The sequence below is a fragment of the Acinetobacter sp. YH16051 genome, from assembly GCF_013417135.1.
Lineage (GTDB): Bacteria > Pseudomonadota > Gammaproteobacteria > Pseudomonadales > Moraxellaceae > Acinetobacter > Acinetobacter towneri.
Genome location: NZ_VPEN01000001.1, coordinates 86,123 through 109,065 on the forward strand (window position 1 = coordinate 86,123; position 22,943 = coordinate 109,065).

Genomic DNA, 22,943 nt, shown 5'->3' on the forward strand with positions numbered 1-22,943 from the left:
GCATGATTAGGTTTAACTTTCATGCGGTTTTTGCTTGGTTAAAGTTGTTTTTATTTGGCGCTAAGGGCTAGCGTTTCAAACTGAATACCATCCCAACCGTGCTGCATAAACTGGCGGATATTTTGATGATCAATTCCTTCAGGTGTCGCAAGTACCGAAGCATAATGTTCCGCAAATAGGCTGAGGGTTTGCGCCTGATTTAAGCCATTGAGTTTCGCAAATGAAAAGATTTTGGCACTGCCCTGATTTTCAGTGGCCGCATTGTTTTGTTGTCCATTTTTAAATGCGGTTGGGGTGTGGTTATAGTGTGCTTCAATGAATGCAATCACATCGGCAAATGTTGCACTGCCTGCCTCAACTTGAGCCAATAATTCTTTTGCCATGACATCCTCCACATGTGCCTAAATTGAAATAATATGCAGACTAGCGCAATTTGGTTTTGAGTGGAAAACTTTTTCGTGTATTTAACTTATGTGATTTAGGAAGATGTAAAATCTGAGCAAAGATATGGATGCTTCGGGCAAGAATATCTTGAAATACAGAGAGAGATCACATGTGACTAAAAATTATGGCTGTGAGAAATACACGACATAGCCGCAAAAAGGACAGTAGAACAGATGAATTGGCTATTGGTGGCAATTGGTGGTGCATTGGGGGCAAGTTTACGTTATGCCGCAAGCCTGTATTTATTTAAATCGGCACAGCATTTTCCATGGGCAACGTGGTCGGTCAATCTGTTTGGCTGCTTTTTGGCAGGTGTATTTTTTGCATTGAGTCAGAAATATCCTGTGTTGCAGCAGGAAGCCCGCTTATTACTGATGGTAGGTATTTTAGGTGGCTTTACCACTTTTTCCAGTTTTAGTTTGGAAACTTGGCAACTCTTAAGACATGGACAGCAAGGTATGGCGTTTAGTTATGCGCTTTCCAGTGTGGTTTTGGGAGTGATGTTGCTGGGATTGGGTTTTTATGTGATTCAACAGTTTTTAAAACATTAGATTAGGGTCTGTACCAAATCAATCGTTGAGTAGAAAAATCCATTAGATAAAAATTATAAATAAAAAGAAGCCCAAGCTGGAGGAGAGTGCTTGGGCTTTGAAGATAGAGGATATCCCATCGTTTCGATGAGCAATCTTGCTATGTTTAAAATATAAAACAGAAAACTTAACTGAATATGAAGTGATTGTGAGATTTTGCAATAAAACTCAAGCTTAGCGTTTGAAACGTGCAAAGCGTTTGTTGAAGCTCGCGACACGTCCTTCATTACTGGTTTGACGTTGTTCGCCTGTGTAGAACGGATGCGATGCGCTTGAAATATCCAAAGTCACATAAGGATATACTTTGCCTTCATATTCTTTACTTTGGCTGCTTTGTAAGGTGCTGCCAATCACAAAATAGGCATTGGCGTTGGTGTCGTGAAATAAAACTTCACGATATTCTGGGTGGATATTCGGACGCATGAGATTTCTCCAGACTAAGTGTGTAATTTGTGAAATGTTATAACATAACAATTAATTTGGCAAATAAAACCCACATGCATTCTTTCTAGTGAGTTTTACATCAAAAATTATCCAATCCCTTTTTAAACCTGTTGTATAAGGGCTGTCATTGAGGGAATAGTGTCTGCACAGATTAAATAATTTTTTCTATTGGAAGTGAAAAGGCATCGTAAGAACAAGTTTGACCCATGCCATTTTAAGGCATAAAATGGTATTCAGTGGTATGTATGGAGTAGATGGTGACAACATTGGTAAAAAAACGAGTTCAATACACGGTTGATCAGGCAATTATGGAATCGGCAGAATACATTATGACAAAAGTTGGTCTGACGCCTGCCACTGTAATGAGCATGGTTTACGCTGAAATTGCACGAACTGGAAAAATACCTGTCACGACTCAAGTGAGTGACGAGGATTTGAATACAGCAAGATTAATCGCTATGAGCCATAATGTTCCTAGTGTAAAAGTGTCTAGCGCTGCGGATACTGCTGCTTTTTTAGAAGATGATGGCGGCTACTAATGACCCAACAACTCTATTGGGCTTATGTTGGCTTTACAGATATTGCCGATGGTAAGACCAGACCTGTGTTGTATATTCGCCAAACGGACACCGACTATGTTGTATTCCGTTTAAGTAGTCAGTACGAAAATAAGTCTGCTTTTATTAAAAGCAAATATGTGGAAATTAAAAACTGGCAACAGGCTGGTTTAAAAAAGCCATCGTGGATTGATACAGTACAAACATATCAGCTGCCTATCCAAAAAACACAACTCACTTATATTGGACAACTGTCTGCCGATGATCTGGAATGCTTAATCAAACACCTTGAAATTCAATAATTTGAATTTCATCGTTTCAACTTGAATGAATCGGTTTAGATAACAAAAAATCCTCCTACATTTGGGAGGATTTTTTGTCTGGATTATAATTTTAGTTACGGAGCATAAAACAGATTGGGCTTTATTTTCAGCATCCTTTGCTGAGTCCAAAGTTGAGTCTAAGCTCGCGGTGAAACCAACTCCTCAAAAATATCATTTAAATTATCATGTACTTTTAAATGAATTAAATTCCAATAATGCCCTGAAACAGTTCGATTCACCATTAAGGTATCGGGAGAAGGCTTAAACACATCCCAATATTTCAATGAACTTTTGACCAACTCAACGCCATCATGATGGGCAGAATTTTCAGCAAAATCATAATGTGTGGTTAGCGGACGCATCAGCACTTCTAACCATTGCAAATATAAATCTTCAGGGAATTTACCCAATGCAGAAATTGCCTGCAGTGCATCTAGATGCTGTTCAATTTCGGCAATATCTTGCGCACGCGCAGCATGAATCAGTTGTCGAAAATGATGCACTACATCATTCGATAGAGTTTTGACGCCGCCGTAATCATAAATCACCACAGAACCATCTTGGCGGAACGCAAAGTTGCCCGGATGCGGGTCGCAATGAAAGCGTTTTAAATAAAAGATTTCTTGACCCATGGCACGCAATAAACGTCGTCCCAAAGTGTTGCGGGTACGCTGTGACCATGTGCTTGCCGTTTCTATATTTTCACCTTGTTCCAAACTTAAGGTGAGAATATGCCGCGAAGAATAGTCTTTAAACACTTGTGGGATAATAATTTTATCATCCAAAGCCGCGTGAAAGGTACGCGCTACTTCTAGGTTTTGTGCCTCAATCTGGTAGTTCAGCTCATTGTCTAAACTTTCCTGAATTTCCTGAAATAGACGGTCTTGTAATTTACGGTCTATTTTAAGTACACCCATTAAACGCAGTGCCAAACGGACTTGTTTCAGGTCACTTTCGCAGGCTTCATCGACCCCAGGATATTGCACTTTGACCACCACTTGCTCGCCATTGGGTAAAATGGCTTTATGCACTTGCCCAATAGATGCGGCTGCAAACGGAGTTTCATCAAAGTGTTTAAAAATTTTGTCGAGCGGTTTACCGAGTTCTTTTTCAACTTGTGCCTTAATTTCAGCAAAAGGCATGGCAGGTGCTTGGCGCTGTAATTTACTGATGGCTTTGGCAACTTCAGGCGGAAAAATATCTTTATATTGCGAGGCAATTTGCCCGACTTTCATCACCGCACCTTTCATTTCGCCTAAGGTATCAGCAATTTGGATACCAATATCCTGAAACAATTGGCTGCGTGCCGCATTTTTTTGTTCTTCATCTGCGGTGAGGTTTTTAATCGAGTTCGATACCGTTTTGGTTGCAATACTTGCTGTCATGCTCGCAAGTTTCATAAAGCGACGACCAGGTGTACGCGCCGTTTTTGCCATGCGATGTTCCTCAAGATCATCTTTACTATCTTTTGATCATAAGTGTTCGTGAGCAAAATGCCTACTTTTAATTGTTAAAGTATTTTTTGATCACAAGACCCACGTGCCAAAACGTATTTTGGCATGTAGGTGAGTAGGCTGAGGTTTATGCTGTAAATTGGCGTTCCAGTCGTTGATTGTTGAAATATAAACGGGTTAAGAGTAACACGCAGGCAATACTTAAACCAACAATCAGCCCAACCCAAACGCCTGCTGCACCCATGCTGCTGTAACGGGTTAAATACACGCCAATTGGGAAGGCGATGACCCAATAGGCAAGCATGGTAATCCACATTGGGCCTTGCGTATCTTGCATGCCACGTAAGCAACCTGCCGCACTGATTTGCCAAGCATCCATGAGCTGATAAGCAATGGCAAACAACAATAAATATAAAGTGACTTGCGCTACTTGCGGGTCATTGCTGTAAATAGAAATAATTTCAGGGCGGAAAAACCACATCAGTGCCATGGTGGAAAACGCAAACAGGGTGGCGGTGGCAAAACCCAATACCTGTACTTTACGCATGGCATGAATGTTCTGTTCACCATAATAGGTACCAATACGAATGGTCAGGGCAATTGCCAACGACATAGGAATCATAAACAGTTGTGAGGTCACGGACATGGCAATTTGATGTGCAGCCAATGTCGTTTCACCCAAAGGACTAATGACGATGGCAGCAGTACTGAAAATACTGACTTCAAAGAAAATTGCCAGACCAATTGGCATGCCAAGCAGCAAAATGCGCTTGATCCAGACTGCATCAAGTGCTTCCCATTGACTAAAAACCTGAGTGCTTTGATAGGCGCTGCTTTTAAAAATATACAGAGCTAAGCTAAAGAACATAAGCCATTGTAAAATTGCGGTGGCAAAACCACAGCCTGCACTGCCTAATTCAGGTAATGGCCCCCATCCATACATAAACATAAAGTTGAGAGGCACCAACAAGACCAAAGCCAACAGGCTAATGACCGTGACGGGACGTGGATAGCCCAATGCTTCAGAATAACCGCGCAAGGCGGCATACATGGTTACGGCAGGCATCCCAAAACCAATGGCATGTAAGAATAAACCTGCTTTGGGTTGTAAACTTTCAGGCACACCAAACACAGGCAGCAGAGCAGGCATGAACTGTAAAATCAGGCCTGCAATCACGCCTAAAATAAAGGCAATCCATAAGGACTGGCGGGCAATAGTGGCAATTTTTTCAGGGGTTCGTGCCCCTTTGGCTTCTGCCACCAAAGGTGTGGTGGCAATCATAATGCCACTAAACAGCAGCATAATGGGCATCCATAACCCGACCCCCACCGCAATAGCAGCCAAGTCGGTAGCAGACATGTGGCCTGCCATAATGGTATCAATCAGCCCGAGACCTGCTTGGGCAAACTGGGTGACCAAAATTGGAATCATGAGCTGAAACAGTTGTTTTAACTCAAAACGGGTGCTGGTCACAGAATTCATTTTTGACACAAAAATCTCAATATATGAGGTGCTTAGCGTTTCGGTTATGAGCGTTGTAAAGTGAGAAGCACACCAATAAAAATCACCACGCTACCTAAAAGACGTTGCCAGTTAATGCTGACTTTTTCCGTACCCAAGAACCCAAAATGATCAATCAGCATAGAAGCGAGCATTTGCCCAAAAATAATCCCCCCTGATAAGGTGAGCAAACTTAATTTTGGCGCACTATAAATACTGATGCTAATTGCATAAACCCCTAAACATCCACCCATCCATAAATACCATGGAATGTGTTGCAAGGTACTGAAGCTAGGTTTTTCGACTTGTTGGAAAAAAACCAAAATGGCTAAAACTATTGTACCAACCAAAAAAGAGAAAAGGGCAGCTTGTAGCGGAGAATATAAATATTCACGCAATTGGCTGTTAATTGCGGTCTGGAAAGCCATGGCAATCCCAATGCCCATGGCGAGCGGCAAAAGTAAGAATAGTTGACTGGAAATCTTCATCATTTTATCGCTTTTTCTTATTGGTGATTTTCTAGTCTAAAGCAAATTGTAGGGAATACAGCGGTGTCCTGCTGTAGTCATGTTAAAATCTGTATCACCGTTCTGATTTTGCACTGAGCCTTGCTTTGAAGCCCTTAATACCCACAGATATTCCTTTGTCTTTATACATTCACATGCCGTGGTGTGTGCGTAAGTGCCCCTATTGTGATTTTAACTCGCATGCTGTGCCTGACGGTAAGTTGAGTTTAGATTTAGAACAGGAATATCTACAGGCTTTGCTGGAAGATTTTAAAACCCAGACTCAGTTTGCGCAGGGGCGGAAAATTCACAGTGTTTTTATTGGCGGTGGCACACCTTCGCTAATTTCAGCACAGGGGTATCAATGGTTATTTACACAGCTGAAAGCCGTGCTAGCTTTTGAAGATGACTGCGAAATTACGTTGGAAGCTAATCCGGGAACAGTGGAGCATGATCCCTTTGCAGATTATTTGGCTGCAGGCATTAACCGTTTGTCGATTGGCGTGCAGAGTTTTAATACTGAGCATTTAAAAAAATTAGGGCGTATTCATTCTAATGATGATGCGATTGCCGCAATTGGCTTGGCGCGTGAAGCGGGCTTTCAGCGAATTAATGTCGATTTAATGCATGGCTTGCCTGAACAGACTTTGCAGCAAGCACTGCAGGATTTAAAAATGGCAGTGGAACATGGTGCAACGCATATTTCATGGTATCAATTGACTATTGAGCCTAATACTGTTTTTTTCCGCACTCAGCCAATTTTACCTGTAGATGATGTCTTGGAAGAAATTCAAGCGCAGGGTGAAGCCTATTTAACTGCGCAAGGTTTTGTGAATTATGAAGTGTCTGCATGGCGTAAAGAGTTGCCGTCTGCACATAATTTAAATTATTGGCAGTTTGGCGATTATTTGGCGATAGGTGCGGGGGCGCATGGCAAAGTGACTTTGCATGATGGTGTGTATCGCTTCCAAAAAACCCGTTTGCCGAAAGATTACTTAGCCAAAGTACCTGCGGAAAACTTGCAGTTTAAAGCAATTGCAGCCGATGAGTTGCCATTTGAATTTATGATGAATGCACTGCGCCTGAATGATGGGGTTGAGGCAAACTTGTATACTGCCCGCACAGGTTTAAACTTGGATGATTTGCAGGATATTTTAAATACATTGCGTCAGCGGCAATTGTTGCAGGATGATCCGAAGCGATTGGCATGTACTGCGCAAGGGCATGTGTTTTTAAATTCGGTGTTGGAAGCGTTTTTGTGATTTGAGTTCAGCTCAGGCATCTGTCCTAACGCTTATCGAATATTGTGCTAGAGCGACAGCTTGTGTCTTGCACTGCATGCTATTTAAGGTAAATTTTGTTATTGTAATGGCTTTGTTATTGTATCGCCTTGAAGGTTTGAGATGAATTCTACTAGTCCAAAAGTTTTAAAGGCTCATGGTGAATTAGTGGTAAACAAAGAGGAAAACCTTTCCCTCTTTGAATCAATCCCTTTTTATCCAGAATACCCAAGTAAATTTAAATTTATTGACCTATTCGCAGGAATTGGTGGATTTCGGCTAGCGTTACAAAATCTTGGTGGCGAGTGCGTATTTTCATCAGAAATAGACCTATATGCCCAAAAAACATATTCCGTCAATTTTGGTGAAACGCCTTATGGTGATATCACTTTAGAGTCTACTAAAAATGCGATACCTGATCATTTCGATATTTTATGTGGAGGCTTCCCTTGTCAGGCTTTTTCAATTGCAGGTAAAAGATCTGGATTTGAAGATACACGCGGTACGCTATTTTTTGACGTTGCGGATATTATAAAACGGAAACAACCTAAAGCTTTCTTTTTAGAAAATGTTAAAGGCTTAATTAGTCATGATAAGGGAAATACACTTAAAACTATTTTAAAAACATTAAGAGATGATTTAGGTTACTACGTTGCTGAGCCTCAAATTATAAATGCTAAAGATTTTGGTGTTCCCCAAAATAGAGAGCGAATTTTTATTGTAGGCTTCCATAAAGATACTGGAATTCAAAATTTCTCTTATCCACAACCATTAAATAAAAAAACCTGTTTTGCCGATATAAAGGAAACTCAGGTTGTACCTACTAAATATTACTTATCTACACAGTATTTAGATACCTTGGAAAAGCATAAAGCTCGACATGAAAATAAAGGAAATGGTTTTGGTTACGCTATTATTCCAGATCACGCAATTGCCAATGCCATAGTTGTAGGTGGAATGGGGAGAGAGCGTAATTTAGTTATAGATCATAGAATTACAGACTTTACTCCAACTACTAGAATTAAAGGAGAGGTAAATCGGAAAGGTATTCGGAAAATGACGCCAAGAGAATGGGCACGGTTGCAGGGGTTTCCAGATCATTTCAAAATCGTGGTTTCAGATGCCTCAGCCTATAAACAATTTGGAAATTCTGTTGCTATTCCAGCGATACAGGCAACTGCAAAAGAAATATTAAAAGCATTGAAGATTGGTGAGTATGATTACAGCAAATAAGGGGGAATGGAGTGAACTCTATGCCATTTTTAAATTACTATGTGATGGGGAGTTAAGTGCGGGTGATGAAAACTTAAATAAAATAAATAATTTAATTTATCCTGTAATTAGAATTTTACGTCAAGAACATCATCATTTATTCACTTATGTACCGCATAAATCAGAGGGTATAGTAGAGATTTTGCGGGGTGAAGATGTTTTTCAGATACCATTACAGGAACTCAGAGATATTACTCAGTTTTTGCTGGCAGAATTACAGAAAAAGCAAACGGCATCATTTACTATTCCAGATGTGGAAAACTTTATATCCAGATACCAATCAAATAAGATTAAAGCAAAATCTAGTGCGAAAAGTGATATTAGAATCGTAATTTATGATGCAAAAATTGGAACAATGCCTGAATTGGGATTTAGCATAAAGTCAAAATTAGGTAAACCATCCACATTGTTAAATGCAGGAAAGACAACAAATTTTATTTTTGAAATAAAAAATATTTGCCTAACCGAAAAAGAGATTGAAGATTTTAATCAGCTTGCATTGCCACAACCAATTATTAAATCTCGTATAGCACATTTAAAAATGTTGGGAGCCGATATTAAATTTTCCCATTTAAATAATGCTGTATTTGAGAATAATTTAATTTTGTTGGATAGTTTACTACCAAAAATTATGGCAGAAGCTATATTTAAATATTACACATCAACTCTTAATTCAGTTAAAGATATTTTTAATGAAATTTCTTATGAAAATCCAATGAAATATTCTTTTGAACATCAGCATCCTTTTTATCAGTTTAAAATGGCTTTGTTGCACAAAGATATCATAACTATATGATTTTAAAAGTTTTGATTATTTTTTGATCCAAAATTAAATTTATTTAAATCAGATGCTTACATATTTATGCAACAAAGCCGTTTAAAATTAAAAAATTATTGTGTGAAATAGCAATTGGAATGATGCCTGGTACAGTTTGGACAGGTAACGAAATTGATTCTACAGGTGGATATTTAGTAATTAAAGAAGATGGCGAGATCATTTGCTATCATCTGTATCATCGCCATGAATTTGAAGAGTATTTATACAATAATACAAAGTTTGAGATGGCAAGTAAAACCAAGCATGATTTTGGTCAATTATTTCTAAAGGACAATAAATTGTATCTGTCTTTAAATCTACAAATTCGCTTTAAATGATTAAAAATATATCTTTTATCTTAATATAGTTTGAACTTTTGATTCAATTTTCATAATAAAACTCAAATAGGATAATTTTAAATGGATTTAAAAACGTTTGAGTTACTTGCCCGCTATAATCTTTGGGCAACTCAAAAACTAAATCAGACTTTGCTATTGGTTTCAGATGATGATTTTTTCTTGGATCAGGGCTTATATTTTAAAAGTATTTTTGGCACTCTGAATCACTTGTTGGTCGGTGAGCATCATTTGTGGTTTCCACGTTTTGCTTTGCACAACTCACCAATTTTGCCATTAGATAGTATTGTGGAAACCAACAGAACACAGCTTGTTGAGCAACTTGAAAAGAAGGCTGAAAACTGGATTTATTTTTTAAATCAGGTGGATGAGAAAGTTTTTCATCAAGAGCTGCACTATAAAACATCAACTGGCGTGGAGATGCACTTACCCTATGCTGCAACCCTAATGCATGTGTTCAATCATGCAACTCATCATCGTGGGCAAATTACCGCGGCTTTAACCGCAATGGGATATGTCTGTCCTGAGCTTGATTTAATTTATATGTTGCTAGAAGACAAGGCTAAGAAGCGAATTGAATGAAACGACTAGAAATTTTATGTCTAGTGATTTTAATTTTTCTGATTTTATATCTGATTCAGTGGGTATTTCATGGTTTTCCAACAGCACATTAAAAGTAATTTTAATTGATGTGTAGATTCGAGTACTGACTTTCTGAAGTAAACACCAAAAGAGCGCATTACGCGCTCTTTTGATTTACATCTGCTTAGAATATTTTAGTAGTCAAAACTAAAATGTTCTGGTGCTAATGCAGTCATGGTTTTAGATGGATTGACCATTGCTTCTGCATGACCTTGGGTACGTGGCAATAAACGCTCAAAGTAGAAATCTGCAACTTTGATTTTGGCTTTATAGAACTCAGGTGTTTCCTGACCATTGCCTTCAGCCAATTTGGTCGAAGCCACAGCCGCTTGTTGCGCCCAGAAATAAGCCATCATGACATAACCAGAGAACATCAAGAAGTCTACTGAAGCACTGGATACGATGTCACGGTCTTTACGTGCTGCCAACATAATGCGCACGGTTAATGCGTTCCATTGAGCACATAGCTTGGTTAAGTCCCATGCAAAACGACGCATGTATTTGTTACGTGCATGCTGACCACAGAATTTCAAAATTTCAGCGGTGTAGTCACGAATCACTTTACCTTTAGAGCTTAACAACACTTTACGACCAATCAAGTCGAGCGCCTGAACGCCAGTTGTACCTTCATACAGGGTAGAAATACGTGAATCACGTACAATTTGCTCCATGCCCCATTCTTTAATATAGCCATGACCGCCGTACACTTGCATGCCGTGGTTGGCAGCTTCATAACCCATTTCAGTTAAGAAGCCTTTTAAGATTGGGGTATAGAAACCTAAATGGTCATCATGCGCTTCAAAAGCTGCAGTATCACCACGCATTAAAGCGTCGTTCATTTTATCTGCCAATTGTGCAGCATGATAAATCATGGCACGACCACCTTCTGCCACGGCTTTTTGCGTTAAGAGCATACGACGTACATCGGCATGGTGAATGATTGCATCAGCTACTTTTTCAGGGTCTTTTTTACCTGAAAGGGCACGCATTGACATACGTTCTTTGGCATACGGTAATGCACCTTGGAATGCCAATTCTGCATGGCAAATCCCCTGAATTGCTGTACCAATACGCGCAGTATTCATAAAGGTAAACATGGCATGTAAGCCTTTGTGTGGTTCACCAATCAAATAACCCACGGCATTGTCAAAGTTTAGGACTGCAGTTGCAGACGCGCGAATCCCCATTTTGTGTTCAATTGAGCCACAAGTGACAGGATTGCGTTCACCCACCGTACCTTCTGCTGTTGGCAAGAATTTCGGTACGATAAATAATGAAATACCTTTCGTGCCTGCAGGTGCATCTGGGAGGCGCGCTAACACAATATGAATGATGTTTTCAGTCAGGTCATGTTCGCCTGCAGAAATAAAGATTTTGGTGCCTGAAATTGCATAAGTACCATCAGCCTGCGGTTCTGCTTTAGTTTTTACCTGACCTAAGTCGGTACCGCATTGTGGTTCAGTTAAACACATGGTGCCTGACCAAGTACCTGCAACCAAGTGCGGTAAATAGGTATCTTTTTGCGCGTCTGTACCAAATTGCATAATGGTGTTGATACAACCCACGCTTAAACCTGGATACATTTGGAATGACCAGTTTGCTGTACCCATCATTTCAGATTTAATGAGGTTTAGCGACATTGGCAGGTTTTGACCGCCGTATTGTTCAGGATAAGACAGACCTTGCCAGCCACCTTGCACAAATTGGTCATAGGCTTCTTTAAAGCCTTTCGGTGTGGTCACATTGCCATTTTCAAAATGACAGCCTTCTTCATCGCCTGATTGATTGAGTGGAGAAAGTACATTTTCACAGAAATCTGCTGCACCTTCCAAAATCATATCGACTGTATCTGCGTCCGCAAGTTCACCGTTAGAAAGATTTTTGTAATGGGTCGGGTAATCAAGCACTTCGTTCATTAAGAAACGAATATCGTGTAATGGGGCTTTATATGCTGGCATAGTCTTAATCCTAATTTAGAAATAGTTTTGGATTATCTGTATCGATATGTTGATTATTCACACTCATGATCAAAAAACATTGATAAGAATAGCGAATAAAAATGTCAGAAATGCGAATACTGAAAATTATTCACCTTACAAAAACGAATGAAGTGTTATGTTACAATGTATCATAATCTATATGTTTTAACAGACCAATCTATAATGAATATAAGGTGTTTAGCAATGAAGATACAATTAAAATATTTATCTTTATGTCTTTTTAGTTTAGCTGCTACAGGTTGTTCGCAGCATGTCATTAAGACCAATTCCAATCAGACGGTAAGTATAGAACAAAAGGCAATTACGGGGTTAAATGCCATCTTTGAAACACCTAGTTATGATTTTCAGGGCAAATTACGGGTACAGAGCAATTTAGTTGAAGCAACACCAAAAGTAACGGATATTGCTCCTACCACACTTGATCCTGTACTTAAAAAGCAATTAGATCAGTATTTAAAACAGCAAAAAGTCCGTTTAAGTACACAAGAAAAACAAAACTTATATACGGCAATGGCTAAGGAACAAAACTCTGCTTCCTATGCTGCAGGGGCAATCGAAAAATCGAGTCCTTTTAATTTTCTGTTGAATGTATTGAATGATACTGAGTTTAGCTACGATGGCTCGGTGCATTATCGGCAAAAAATTGCTGCTTTGAATGTGGCAGCACGCTATGAAAAACCGACACTTTTGGTGCAAATGAAAGTACCGATGGTGGTCGATTTTAATGAATATAAGTTCTATACCAACTATTTTTCTTTGTTGCCTTATTTGGTGAATAAAGACAGTCAAAATGACTTTGCCTATATCGACTTTTCTAAATACAAAGCCGATTTTGAGCGGATTAAAGTGGCACAATTTGCCGAATACTTAAAAGCCATGAATGCGGTGCCGTATGTATTGGCAGATTCTAAACATATTCAAAAGTTATCTTTAACTGCACAAGACCGTCAGCAAAAAATTAGTGAAAAAATTCGTTTGAACAGTAGTTTGGAAGATATGTTGCTGCAGCTTGCCATGTTTGATCAGGTCAATGCACCGTATTTGCAACAGACTGTATTGGGGCAGGCGACCACAACCGAAGATGCTGCTGAACAAGCTGAAATTACGCAAGATACATCGGCCAAAGAAAGTGTTGAAGACTACTTGAAACACAATGAAACTGCTGAAGATTATGGCATGAGCCAAGAGGCTTTTGTGGCGTATCAAGCCACCCTTGCTTTACGTGATTTGGTCAGTCAGAAATTTTATGCAACTGAAACGACAGTGAGTAATGTGGCAGATTATTCAGCAGATGCCAGTGAAGATGCCATGATCGCAGCTGAACAAGCCGTTGAAGCGGCTGCTGAGCAGGCAGAAGATTCAGCAAGCACCGCAAGTATGCTAAGCGAACAAGACTGTCAGCGTTTGATCGAAACAGCAAAAACAGCCAAAGTTGGAGATTTAACCTACTGTGCTTATGCCTATGAATTAGAAGCATTTAGCCCAAGTCGTGCTGAGCAGGCACAATCGGTTTTAGATGAGCACTTTGCTTCACCGCAAGAAAAGCTAGCTAAAGTTTTTGAACCATACCGTTCGGAACAATTGGTCGATGCCGCTGCTTTTGCAGCTTTGTGGCAAAAACATCAGGCTGAAATTCAGCAGATTATGAACGCTACACCTAAAGATAAAAAAACACCGATTCAAATTGATGTGGCTTTAGATGATCAGGGGCGTGCTGCAAAAATTGATTATGCGTTGCAATTTAAACGCGAAAATTACGGCACAATTCATGTGTATAACGATGTCAGCATTGCGAATTATGGGCAAGCCAGCAAAATTGACCGTAGTGCGCTGCGTCAAGCCAAATCCATTCAAGAGGTCAGCAAAGACTCAATTTTAGAAAAATGGGTGACAAATTTAGGGCGTACCTTGGAGCAGGAAACTGCAGAAAATAAAGATAAGACCACTGCAAAACCCGCCTTAAGTTATGATGAAGAATTAGCGCAGTTGGCACAAAAAACCTATCAGCAAACAGAATCTTTTAGTCAGACTTATCAGACTTTATTTTTAGTGCACATGGCAGCAGAGCAAAGTGCGTGGGTAAAAAATCTTAGTCCACAAACCTTGCAGGAAATGGCAGAAGTGTATGCCTATTGGTTTAGTGATGAGCGCTACTATGACCCGAAAGGTACGGCGCTAAAACGGATTGAAGCCTTACAAGCCAAGCATCATTTAGAAGAAGATGAGCAATTTAATAATGCAATTGGTCGTCGTATCAATAATTTGACTGAAGATGCAGTCGATGAAAATAAAGTCGCACTTGAATGGCGTAAGCTGAAACAGCAATACAAGCAACCACAACAGATATTTGCTCAGCAATATTTAAAAGCCTATGAAGCAGCTTATGATTGGGATGTGCCTGACTTGGAAAATTTAAAGAAAACGGCAGATATTTTAGGGCAGACGTATGTTGATCGTCAGCAGGGCAAATTGAGCCAAAATTCAATTCGCACTTTAACTGAAGATCAGGCTGAACAGATTGATTATGAGTTATATATGGATGTGTATGAAGATATGCAGAAATTTGTAAAATAAACCGTGGGTGAAAAATGGGCAATCAGCGTTCAACAAGATTGCCCAGTTTAAATAAAAAAATAGCCCTTTGCTGCTCAAGGGCTATTTTTATTTGGTGATGATTTAGAGGAAATCTTTTAATTCAGGTTTCACGCCATTCCAAATATAAAAAGATTCAATCGCCTGTCCGACCAGCATGCCAAAACCTTCTGAGGTCGGTACGCCACGCGCTTTGGCTTGTTCTAAAAAGCTCGAAGGTTTGCCATAAGCCATTTCATAAGCAAAATTAAACTGCAAACACTCAGGCAAGGTGAGGGCATCTCCCGTTAAGCTGGCAGACGTCGCATTAATGGCTAAATCAAATTGACCTGTTAAATCGGTAAGTGCCATGGCTTGTAATTCTGCTTGCGGTACGGCAGCTTGTAGGTCAGCAACCAGTTGTTCAGCACGGGCAAGGGTGCGGTTGGCAATCACAATTTTTTTTGCGCCTGCTTGTACCAACGGATAAATTACCCCGCGGGTTGCACCACCAGCGCCAATAATCAAAATATCACTGTGCTCTAAATTCCAGCCCAAAGCACGAATGGCATCAACCAAACCCTGACCATCGGTATTGTCGCCATGCAAAACACCATCTTGCATCCACAAGGTATTGACTGCTTTGGCAATTTTGGCACGTTCGGTTAATACGCCACATTGGGCAAATGCTTGCTCTTTAAAAGGCACGGTTACATTCATGCCTACACCGCCCTGATTAAAAAAGTCTGCAACACTGTCTCTAAAACCATCAAGAGGGGCAAGGCGTTTGCTGTATTGCAGGTCAATGCCTGTTTTTTCTGCAAAGGCATGATGCAGTTCAGGAGAACGTGATTGTTCAATTGGGTTGCCAATCACGGCAAATTGTTTGCGCATTTGCCAAAATCCATGTGCTGAAATGTGCATCAATATACGTCAAATTCAGCGCGGACTAAAGCCTATGGTGGTATAAAACGGTGGGAGTCTTTGGACTTAAGGATTACAAATCTCTAAAACGGTTTCTAATACCAAAATAGTGGCAATCACGAACATGGCAATGCCCGCTAAAATGCTGCTACTAATGGCTAAGCCATCTGAAAGATGACTTTCAAAAATAAAGGTCATGCAAATTGAGCCAAGTAACATGGCAAAGGTTGCCCAAAATAAAAAGATTTTGTGTTTGAACAGCGGGCTAAACATGCGGATCTCCTGACAGATGTGGCGCAGTGTGACATAAGGCTTTGACAGTTTGATGAATTCGCCTTTGACTCATGGTTTGATGTATGGATAGTTAAATCCTATTTGTGCATGGTCGAATAGGGTGCGCGGTCACATCATCTATTAAAATCCATCCGCACTATCATGACAGTTAATTCATGCTGTGCATATTTATTGATTTGAAAATAAGCAATAAAGTTTGTAAGTAAAAAAGCGATTCGTGGAAGAATCGCTTTTTTGAACCTTGAATGTGATCTTTTTTACACTGCGATGTAGCAAGGTTTCACCAGTCGCGAGCTTTAACTCGTCTTGAGATTTAACCAATCGCGTGGTTTTAAATAATAGTCAGTGAGTTTTTTCTCTGCGGAATCTTCTGCCCATTCAGGACGGTACGACCATCCCGCCAAGTTCGGTAAGCTGACTAAAATGGACTCAATCCGTCCACCTGTCTGCAAGCCAAATAAAGTGCCACGGTCATAGACCAGATTGTATTCCACATAACGTCCACGACGGTAAAGCTGGAACTCACGTTGTGCTTCGGTATAGGCTTTGTCACGATTACGCTCAAAAATAGGCAGAATTGCAGCCAAATAACCGTTACCCACCGCCTGAATATAGTTGAAACAGGTGTCAAAGTCCCATTGATTCAGATCATCAAAAAATAAACCACCCACGCCACGCTGTTCATCACGGTGCTTTAAATAAAAATAGTCATCACACCATTGTTTATGTTCTGCATAGACTTGATCGCCAAAAGGCGCACATAAGTCATGTGCTGTTTGGTGCCATGCCAACACATCTTCATCATTTGGATAAAATGGTGTCAGGTCAAAACCACCACCAAACCACCAAATTGGCGGTTGTCCTTCAGGTTCAGCGACAAATAAACGCACATTGGCGTGCGAGGTGGGTACATGCGGGTTTTTCGGGTGAATTACCAATGATACACCCATCGCTTGCGCAGGTGCGCCTGCAATATTGGGATGACGCTCAGTTGCAGAAGCAGGCAGTTTGGAAATATTGATATGCGAAAACATCACCCCGCCTTTTTCAATGACTGTACCGTTTTGTAAGACACGGGAACGACCACCGCCACCTTCAGGACGTTGCCAGTCATCAATTTCAAACTGTGCGCTTCCGCCACCTGCCTGTTCTTGTTGTTCTAAAGCCGCACAAATTCGCGCCTGCAAATCGAGAAGAAATTCACGTACACGTTGAATATCCGCGTGAGTAGGATGCGACATGGCCACCTCAGGATAAAAATAAAATGGCTTACATCAAAACATAAAACTGTCTAAAAATTAAGGGGTTTATCCAGTTTGCTGCAAATCGCTCAGGCAATTGCGCAAGGTGCTTTGTATTTCAGCATGTATTCCGAGCAAAAGACTAGGTTGATTTCCATGCCTAAGCTCAGCACAATAGTTTTTACAATCTAAATTTTAGTCAGCAGCAATTAACTGAATGGGGCAGAGTGGATGACACAGCAGGCAAATTCTTTAATTCAAAAATACAATGTGCCTGGACCACGTTATACCAGTTATCCAACCGTACCTTATTGGGATGATGCTACTTTTTCAGCCGAGGCATGGCAGCAGACGCTGAAGCGTTCTTTTGATGAATCTAATGCCAGCGAAGGCATTAGTCTGTATATTCATTTGCCATTTTGCGAAAGTCTATGCACTTTTTGTGGCTGTCATAAACGTGTCACCAAACGCCATGAAGTTGAACAGCCATACATTCAGGCGTTATTAAAAGAGTGGGACTTATATTGCCAATTGCTCGAAAGCACTCCCATCATTAAAGAAATTCACTTGGGCGGTGGCACACCAACTTTCTTTTCTGTCGAACATTTGACGCAGCTCATTCAAGGCATTCTGGCAAAAGCCAAAGTGGCAGAACAGCACGAATTTAGTTTTGAAGGTCATCCCAATAACACCACCCGCGAACATTTACAGGCCTTATATGACTTGGGTTTTCGTCGGGTCAGTTATGGCGTGCAGGATTATAATGAAAAAGTGCAGCGCGCCATTCATCGGATGCAGCCTTTTGAGCATGTGCAACGTGTGACCGAGTGGGCGCGTGAAATTGGCTATGATTCTATTTCACATGATTTGGTTTTTGGTTTGCCCTTTCAAAATCTAGACGATGTACTGAATACCATTGAGCAGACCCAACGTTTAATGCCAGACCGTTTGGCATTTTACAGTTATGCGCATGTGCCATGGATTAAAGGCAATGGGCAGCGTGGTTTTAAAGATGAAGATGTACCTAAAGATGAATTAAAACGTCAGTGCTATGAAGAAGGCAAACAGCGTCTTTTGGCCTATGGTTATCATGAAATTGGGATGGATCACTTTGCCTTAGAACGTGATGGTATGTATCAGTCGTTTAAAAATGGTACCTTGCACCGTAATTTTATGGGCTATACCGCATCTAAAACGCAGCTTATGATTGGCTTGGGTGTTTCATCTATTAGCGACAGTTGGTATAGCTTTGCGCAAAATGAAAAAAGCATTGAAGATTATTATGCCCGTTTAGCCTGCAATGAAATTCCTGTGTTTAAAGGGCATGTGCTGGATCGGGAAGATTTGGTAATACGTCAGCATATTTTAAATTTAATGTGCAGCTTTGAAACGTCGTGGGCCAGTCCAGAATTGGCATTTCCTGAAATTGAGCAAGTGCTGCAACAGTTACAGGAAATGCAGGAAGATGAATTACTGCTCATTCAAGATCAGCACATTCAGATTTTGGAAAAAGGTAAACCTTTTGTGCGCAATATTTGTATGGCCTTTGATTTGCGTTTAAAACGCCGTATGCCGAATAATCGTATTTTTTCGATGACGATTTAAGTAAGTTGAGTAGAAATTATTTAATTCAAAAATTAAAAGGTGACTCAGAAGTCACCTTTATCATACATGTGCGCCATGCGTTCGTGTTTGGTTTGCAAATATTCTTCATTGAATGGATTTAGACCCACAGTTAAAGGCACACGGTCTACCACCGTAATCCCTTGTTCCTGTAATGCTTGAATTTTCAAAGGGTTGTTGGTGATTAAGCGCACAGCTTTAACCTGCAAATGATCTAGCATAATGCTGCACATATCATAGCGACGTGCATCGGCAGGTAAATTCAGCATTAAATTGGCATCCACCGTGTCATGTCCTTGATCTTGCAGGGCATAAGCACGAATTTTATTGGTCAAGCCAATCCCGCGACCTTCTTGGCGTAAATATAAAATCACACCTTGTCCTGCGTCATTAATCAGACGTTGAGTGGCTTGAAGCTGTGGGCCACAGTCGCATTTTAAAGACGCGAAAGCATCGCCAGTTAAACATTCTGAGTGAATCCGTACCAGAACGGGCTGGGTTGGCGCAGTGTCCAAACCTTTGGATAATGCCACGTGTTCTTCGCCAGTTTCAGGATCTTGAAATACCGTAATGTTGAATTCACCAAATGCGGTCGGTAATCGTGAGGTTGCGACAAACTTAATCGGCACTGTTTAACTCGTGAAATAGTCGATAAATTGTTTAAAGTATAGCGTAATGCTCAGACATTAGTAGAATAGCGAACACGAATTTATACAGAAGATTTTCTTTTTTGTATAAAGCGCACGATAATGGTTGATAAATAGTTAGATTATTCAGGATAATCTACCCACCCAACGTGTGCCCAACTGAAATCACTGCTCAAAACTACATCGCTAGAAATGTGGCTGATTGAAGGTAATACCATTCGGTTATATGATCGAGTAATTCCCATTGACCTCGCTTAGGATTTGCCAGGCTTTAGAAGGCTTTGCCACATATGCTGTATACAGAAATTCCAACTCAACGCCCTGTAACACCATTGCTCGATGAGATTGACCATCCGCAGCAATTACGTTTACTCGCGCAAAGCCAGCTTCCACAGGTGGCAGATGAGTTACGTCAATTCATTTTGTATGCCGCAGGTCAAAGTGGAGGACACTTTGGCGCAAACTTAGGCGTGATCGAACTGACCGTTGCGCTGCATTATTGCTTTAATACCCCACACGATCGCTTAATTTGGGATGTCGGTCATCAGGCTTATCCGCATAAAGCCCTAACAGGACGCCGCGAGCAACTCACCACCATTCGCGCCAAAGATGGTTTGGCTGCATTCCCTGCGCGTGAAGAATCTATTTTTGATACCTTTGGCGTTGGTCACTCCTCAACAGCAATTTCTGCAGGATTGGGGATGGCGTTGGCACGACGTTATCAACAAAACCCGTGTGAAGTTGTTGCCATTATTGGCGATGGTGCTATGACAGCAGGTATGGCTTTTGAAGCCATGAATGATGCAGTGGCTCACCAAGCCGATATGATGGTGGTGCTGAATGACAACGATATGTCAATTTCATGCAGCACAGGCGGCTTTGCTAAACATCTTGCTGCCATTTGGGAACGTGGTGAATCGGTTTATGTCAGTGAAACTGGCGAAGCTTACGTGCAGCCACATCCGAAATGGACGTATAACTCGCGTTTACACTGTGCTGCCACTGAAGCTGCAGACAACTTATTTAAAGCGATTGGGTTTGATTATTTCGGCCCTTTCGATGGACATGATGTTGAACAACTCACACACGTGTTTAATGCGCTGAAAAAACGTAAAGGCCCACGTTTAATTCACGTTTACACTAAAAAAGGCAAAGGCTTTGCGCCTGCCGAAGCTGATCAAATTAAATATCATGCCATTGGTAAAATTCATGCCAAAGCTGCACCAGTTAGCGCACCTAAATATTCTGATGTATTTGGGCAGTGGTTATGTGATCAGGCAGAACAAGATTCACGATTATTGGCAATTACGCCAGCCATGTGCGAAGGTTCGGGCATGGTGCAATTTGCCAAACAATTTCCAGAACGCTATTTTGATGTCGCGATTGCCGAACAGCATGCGGTGACTTTGGCTGCGGGTATGGCCTGTGAAGGTTTGAAGCCTGTGGTGGCGATTTACTCTACCTTCTTGCAGCGTGGTTATGACCAACTGATTCATGATGTCGCTTTGCAAAATCTGGATGTTACTTTTGGTATCGACCGTGCAGGTTTGGTGGGTGAAGATGGCCCGACCCATGCAGGTGCTTACGACTATGCCTATATGCGTACCGTACCGAATATCGTCATTATGGCACCAAAAGACGAAAATGAATGTCGTCAAATGCTGCACACGGCTTATTTATATAACGGCCCTGCAGCAGTGCGTTATCCACGCGGGCATGGTTTGGGTGTCGAAATTCAGCAGCAAATGACAGCAATTCCATTAGGACAAGCTGAAATTGTGGCGCAGTTCAATCCACAATATGATGACTATATTTCAGTGCTGGCTTTTGGTAGCCGTGTGCAAGCGGCAGTTGAGGCGGCAGAAGCATTTGCTCAGCAGCATGATGTCGCAGTACGTGTGGTGAATATGCGTTTTGTGAAGCCATTGGATGAAAAACTGTTAGCTGAGATTGCAGACAGCACTGCATTATTCGTCACTGTAGAAGAGCATGCGATTATGGGTGGTGCAGGCAGTGCCGTGAGTGAATACTTGGCGAAGGCCCAGATTGTCAAACCGATTATTCATTTAGGTTTAGAAGATAGCTTTATGCAACAAGCGACACATGGTCAAATGCTGCAACAGGCAGGTTTAGATGCACAAGGCATTGAAAAATCAATGCAAAATGCTTGGCAAAAACTGCATCAATCTATATTGAATTAATTTTTAGCAACACTTCTTCCCCAAAAGCCTCAATATTTGCTAAAATATTGGGGCTTTCATGCATTATTCTTTATCAAACTCTTCAAATTTGTAGTGGGTGTTCAATGGAACCTATGGTGGTGATGGCTGCGCGTGCGGCTCAAACAGTTGGTCAAGAGCTTTTAAAAGCGCATCAGAATCGTCATAAACTCGATCTACAAGTCGAAGAAAAAGGCATTGATGGTCCTGTAACGCGCGTAGATCGTTACCTCGAGCAATTGACCATTGATACATTACGCAAAAGTTATAAAAATCACAGCTTCCTGGGCGAAGAATTTGGCATGCAGGAAGGCAAAGGTCACGATGCCGACTGGTGTTGGGTGATTGATCCTTTAGATGGCACGCTAAACTTTGTTCACGGTTTCCCTCATTTCTGTATTTCGATTGCAGTGCAACACAAAGGTGTGACACAGCACGGTGTTATTTACGATCCTGTAAAAGATGAGTTGTTCTCTGCGAGCCGTGGCCGTGGTGCGATGATGAATCAACGTCGTATTCGTGTAAATGTAAAAGACAGTTTAGACAACACCTTCTTGGCAGTGGGTCATGCTTATCGTGCTAAGCGCGATGGCGAAATTGTTTCTTATGCCAAAAACCATTTTGAAAGTTTATTGAATGTGACAGAAGCAGGCGCTCAATACCGCCGTGCAGGTTCTGCTGCATTAGACTTGGCTTATGTGGCTGCAGGTCGTTTAGATGGTTATTTTGAACTTGGCTTAAAACCGTGGGATATTGCTGCGGGTGAGTTAATTGTGAAAGAAGCGGGCGGTACTGTGGTCGATGCACGTGGTGGCAGCGACTCTATGGAAAATGGGCAAGTTTTGGCATGTTCAATGAAAATGTTAAAACCACTTATGAAAGCGGTTGTGCCTGCTTGGGGCGAAGCAGCGAAATAATCAGCTGATCATATTTATACTTAAATAAGACACTTAGCAAAGCTCTCATCCTGAGGGCTTTTCTTTTACCTAACGGTCTAAAACTGCTGGTTTTAAATCTGTTGTTATCGTCCATATACTAGCCATAAAAGCAGAATCTATCACTGTTTACACAAAAAACTGCAAAAGTCGATTAAATAAGGTGACTTTTAAAATAATCCTGCTATAATCCGCGCACGCACTTAATTTCTGTTCATTACCTGAACATTTCTCTTCTAATCATTGTGTATGCGCGTGCGGTCCAAAGAGAGGACGATATCTCGCGCCCCAATCGCTAAAGCG

At 41.0% G+C, this 22,943-nt stretch carries 22 protein-coding genes; 12 read left to right on the forward strand and 10 right to left on the reverse strand.

The genetic code is table 11. From position 1 onward, the window contains the following. Window positions 1-50: 50 nt before the first annotated feature. Window positions 51-383 (reverse strand): HopJ type III effector protein, encoded by a 333-nt coding sequence (locus FTV41_RS00425; protein WP_154320287.1) that lies wholly within the window; start codon window positions 381-383, stop codon window positions 51-53. A gap of 234 nt (window positions 384-617) precedes the next feature. Between FTV41_RS00425 and crcB the strand changes: the two genes are divergently transcribed. Next, entirely contained in the window at window positions 618-995 is a 378-nt protein-coding gene (gene crcB, locus FTV41_RS00430; protein ID WP_004974593.1) for a fluoride efflux transporter CrcB, read from the forward strand. 213 nt (window positions 996-1,208) lie between these two features. Here crcB and FTV41_RS00435 read toward each other — a convergent pair whose 3' ends face one another. Beyond that, entirely contained in the window at window positions 1,209-1,457 is a 249-nt protein-coding gene (locus tag FTV41_RS00435) for a type B 50S ribosomal protein L31 (RefSeq protein WP_004974599.1), read from the reverse strand. Between the two features lie 275 nt (window positions 1,458-1,732). On the opposite strand from FTV41_RS00435, the gene FTV41_RS00440 reads away from it, so the two are divergent. Beyond that, on the forward strand, window positions 1,733-2,017 hold the full coding sequence (locus tag FTV41_RS00440; RefSeq protein WP_218945131.1) for a type II toxin-antitoxin system RelB/DinJ family antitoxin: 285 nt from the start codon (window positions 1,733-1,735) through the stop codon (window positions 2,015-2,017). Beyond that, window positions 2,017-2,337, forward strand: a complete 321-nt coding sequence (locus FTV41_RS00445; RefSeq protein ID WP_004974601.1) for a type II toxin-antitoxin system PemK/MazF family toxin — start codon at window positions 2,017-2,019, stop codon at window positions 2,335-2,337. The genes FTV41_RS00440 and FTV41_RS00445 overlap by 1 nt, the downstream gene beginning before the upstream one ends. 158 nt (window positions 2,338-2,495) lie before the next feature. On the opposite strand, the gene FTV41_RS00450 is transcribed toward FTV41_RS00445, so the two are convergent. The 3 genes from FTV41_RS00450 to FTV41_RS00460 form a co-directional block, all read right to left on the reverse strand. Then, window positions 2,496-3,794, reverse strand: coding sequence for an AarF/ABC1/UbiB kinase family protein (locus FTV41_RS00450; RefSeq protein WP_179995912.1), 1,299 nt, complete (start codon window positions 3,792-3,794; stop codon window positions 2,496-2,498). A gap of 145 nt (window positions 3,795-3,939) precedes the next feature. Continuing rightward, complete coding sequence (locus FTV41_RS00455) at window positions 3,940-5,295, reverse strand: MATE family efflux transporter (protein ID WP_179996008.1); 1,356 nt, start codon at window positions 5,293-5,295, stop codon at window positions 3,940-3,942. Between the two features lie 44 nt (window positions 5,296-5,339). Beyond that, window positions 5,340-5,804 (reverse strand): DMT family transporter, encoded by a 465-nt coding sequence (locus FTV41_RS00460; RefSeq protein ID WP_179995913.1) that lies wholly within the window; start codon window positions 5,802-5,804, stop codon window positions 5,340-5,342. A gap of 122 nt (window positions 5,805-5,926) precedes the next feature. Between FTV41_RS00460 and hemW the strand changes: the two genes are divergently transcribed. The 5 genes from hemW to FTV41_RS00485 all read left to right on the forward strand — a co-directional run bounded on the left by hemW (window position 5,927) and on the right by FTV41_RS00485 (window position 10,126). After that, the gene (hemW, locus tag FTV41_RS00465) at window positions 5,927-7,081 is read left to right on the forward strand and encodes a radical SAM family heme chaperone HemW (protein ID WP_179995914.1); all 1,155 of its coding nucleotides are present in this window, start codon (window positions 5,927-5,929) and stop codon (window positions 7,079-7,081) included. 141 nt (window positions 7,082-7,222) lie between these two features. Further along, window positions 7,223-8,332 carry a DNA cytosine methyltransferase gene (locus tag FTV41_RS00470; protein WP_004974609.1) on the forward strand — a complete coding sequence of 370 codons (1,110 nt, stop codon included), beginning with the start codon at window positions 7,223-7,225 and terminating at the stop codon, window positions 8,330-8,332. Beyond that, entirely contained in the window at window positions 8,316-9,167 is an 852-nt protein-coding gene (locus tag FTV41_RS00475) for an HpaII family restriction endonuclease (protein WP_257221881.1), read from the forward strand. Before FTV41_RS00470 ends, FTV41_RS00475 begins: the two co-directional genes overlap by 17 nt. Window positions 9,168-9,289: 122 nt before the next feature. Further along, window positions 9,290-9,526, forward strand: coding sequence for an HpaII family restriction endonuclease (locus FTV41_RS00480; protein WP_373682942.1), 237 nt, complete (start codon window positions 9,290-9,292; stop codon window positions 9,524-9,526). 81 nt (window positions 9,527-9,607) lie between these two features. Then, on the forward strand, window positions 9,608-10,126 hold the full coding sequence (locus FTV41_RS00485; protein ID WP_179995915.1) for a DinB family protein: 519 nt from the start codon (window positions 9,608-9,610) through the stop codon (window positions 10,124-10,126). Between the two features lie 194 nt (window positions 10,127-10,320). Here FTV41_RS00485 and FTV41_RS00490 read toward each other — a convergent pair whose 3' ends face one another. After that, entirely contained in the window at window positions 10,321-12,144 is a 1,824-nt protein-coding gene (locus tag FTV41_RS00490; RefSeq protein ID WP_154320290.1) for an acyl-CoA dehydrogenase C-terminal domain-containing protein, read from the reverse strand. A gap of 225 nt (window positions 12,145-12,369) precedes the next feature. Between FTV41_RS00490 and FTV41_RS00495 the strand changes: the two genes are divergently transcribed. Continuing rightward, the gene (locus FTV41_RS00495; RefSeq protein WP_179995916.1) at window positions 12,370-14,760 is read left to right on the forward strand and encodes a hypothetical protein; all 2,391 of its coding nucleotides are present in this window, start codon (window positions 12,370-12,372) and stop codon (window positions 14,758-14,760) included. Window positions 14,761-14,862: 102 nt separating this feature from the next. Here FTV41_RS00495 and aroE read toward each other — a convergent pair whose 3' ends face one another. The 3 genes from aroE to hemF all read right to left on the reverse strand — a co-directional run bounded on the left by aroE (window position 14,863) and on the right by hemF (window position 17,216). Further along, on the reverse strand, window positions 14,863-15,651 hold the full coding sequence (gene aroE, locus FTV41_RS00500; protein ID WP_104852603.1) for a shikimate dehydrogenase: 789 nt from the start codon (window positions 15,649-15,651) through the stop codon (window positions 14,863-14,865). A 96-nt stretch (window positions 15,652-15,747) separates the two neighbouring features. Beyond that, window positions 15,748-15,954: a hypothetical protein gene (locus FTV41_RS00505; RefSeq protein WP_004974627.1), complete on the reverse strand. Its 207-nt coding sequence runs from the start codon at window positions 15,952-15,954 to the stop codon at window positions 15,748-15,750. Between the two features lie 317 nt (window positions 15,955-16,271). Further along, window positions 16,272-17,216, reverse strand: coding sequence for an oxygen-dependent coproporphyrinogen oxidase (gene hemF / locus FTV41_RS00510; protein WP_131260599.1), 945 nt, complete (start codon window positions 17,214-17,216; stop codon window positions 16,272-16,274). Between the two features lie 231 nt (window positions 17,217-17,447). Between hemF and hemN the strand changes: the two genes are divergently transcribed. Next, a complete protein-coding gene (gene hemN, locus FTV41_RS00515) occupies window positions 17,448-18,821 on the forward strand; it encodes an oxygen-independent coproporphyrinogen III oxidase (RefSeq protein ID WP_096901232.1) in 1,374 nt (457 codons plus the stop codon). Window positions 18,822-18,865: 44 nt separating this feature from the next. Here hemN and ribA read toward each other — a convergent pair whose 3' ends face one another. Next, complete coding sequence (gene ribA / locus FTV41_RS00520; protein ID WP_004974633.1) at window positions 18,866-19,468, reverse strand: GTP cyclohydrolase II; 603 nt, start codon at window positions 19,466-19,468, stop codon at window positions 18,866-18,868. 308 nt (window positions 19,469-19,776) lie between these two features. Between ribA and dxs the strand changes: the two genes are divergently transcribed. Further along, window positions 19,777-21,687, forward strand: coding sequence for a 1-deoxy-D-xylulose-5-phosphate synthase (gene dxs, locus FTV41_RS00525; protein WP_004974635.1), 1,911 nt, complete (start codon window positions 19,777-19,779; stop codon window positions 21,685-21,687). A 104-nt stretch (window positions 21,688-21,791) separates the two neighbouring features. Further along, on the forward strand, window positions 21,792-22,622 hold the full coding sequence (locus FTV41_RS00530; RefSeq protein WP_019836885.1) for an inositol monophosphatase family protein: 831 nt from the start codon (window positions 21,792-21,794) through the stop codon (window positions 22,620-22,622). Window positions 22,623-22,943: the final 321 nt, after the last annotated feature.

Bases quoted from the DNA above. Each gene is read 5' to 3' on its own strand.
- FTV41_RS00425 (WP_154320287.1), bottom strand. From the start codon at position 383: ATGGCAAAAGAATTATTGGCTCAAGTTGAGGCAGGCAGTGCAACATTT.
- crcB (WP_004974593.1), top strand. From the start codon at position 618: ATGAATTGGCTATTGGTGGCAATTGGTGGTGCATTGGGGGCAAGTTTA.
- FTV41_RS00435 (WP_004974599.1), bottom strand. From the start codon at position 1,457: ATGCGTCCGAATATCCACCCAGAATATCGTGAAGTTTTATTTCACGAC.
- FTV41_RS00440 (WP_218945131.1), top strand. From the start codon at position 1,733: ATGGTGACAACATTGGTAAAAAAACGAGTTCAATACACGGTTGATCAG.
- FTV41_RS00445 (WP_004974601.1), top strand. From the start codon at position 2,017: ATGACCCAACAACTCTATTGGGCTTATGTTGGCTTTACAGATATTGCC.
- FTV41_RS00450 (WP_179995912.1), bottom strand. From the start codon at position 3,794: ATGGCAAAAACGGCGCGTACACCTGGTCGTCGCTTTATGAAACTTGCG.
- FTV41_RS00455 (WP_179996008.1), bottom strand. From the start codon at position 5,295: ATGAATTCTGTGACCAGCACCCGTTTTGAGTTAAAACAACTGTTTCAG.
- FTV41_RS00460 (WP_179995913.1), bottom strand. From the start codon at position 5,804: ATGATGAAGATTTCCAGTCAACTATTCTTACTTTTGCCGCTCGCCATG.
- FTV41_RS00470 (WP_004974609.1), top strand. From the start codon at position 7,223: ATGAATTCTACTAGTCCAAAAGTTTTAAAGGCTCATGGTGAATTAGTG.
- FTV41_RS00475 (WP_257221881.1), top strand. From the start codon at position 8,316: ATGATTACAGCAAATAAGGGGGAATGGAGTGAACTCTATGCCATTTTT.
- FTV41_RS00480 (WP_373682942.1), top strand. From the start codon at position 9,290: ATGCCTGGTACAGTTTGGACAGGTAACGAAATTGATTCTACAGGTGGA.
- FTV41_RS00485 (WP_179995915.1), top strand. From the start codon at position 9,608: ATGGATTTAAAAACGTTTGAGTTACTTGCCCGCTATAATCTTTGGGCA.
- FTV41_RS00490 (WP_154320290.1), bottom strand. From the start codon at position 12,144: ATGCCAGCATATAAAGCCCCATTACACGATATTCGTTTCTTAATGAAC.
- FTV41_RS00495 (WP_179995916.1), top strand. From the start codon at position 12,370: ATGAAGATACAATTAAAATATTTATCTTTATGTCTTTTTAGTTTAGCT.
- aroE (WP_104852603.1), bottom strand. From the start codon at position 15,651: ATGCGCAAACAATTTGCCGTGATTGGCAACCCAATTGAACAATCACGT.
- FTV41_RS00505 (WP_004974627.1), bottom strand. From the start codon at position 15,954: ATGTTTAGCCCGCTGTTCAAACACAAAATCTTTTTATTTTGGGCAACC.
- hemF (WP_131260599.1), bottom strand. From the start codon at position 17,216: ATGTCGCATCCTACTCACGCGGATATTCAACGTGTACGTGAATTTCTT.
- hemN (WP_096901232.1), top strand. From the start codon at position 17,448: ATGACACAGCAGGCAAATTCTTTAATTCAAAAATACAATGTGCCTGGA.
- dxs (WP_004974635.1), top strand. From the start codon at position 19,777: ATGCTGTATACAGAAATTCCAACTCAACGCCCTGTAACACCATTGCTC.
- FTV41_RS00530 (WP_019836885.1), top strand. From the start codon at position 21,792: ATGGAACCTATGGTGGTGATGGCTGCGCGTGCGGCTCAAACAGTTGGT.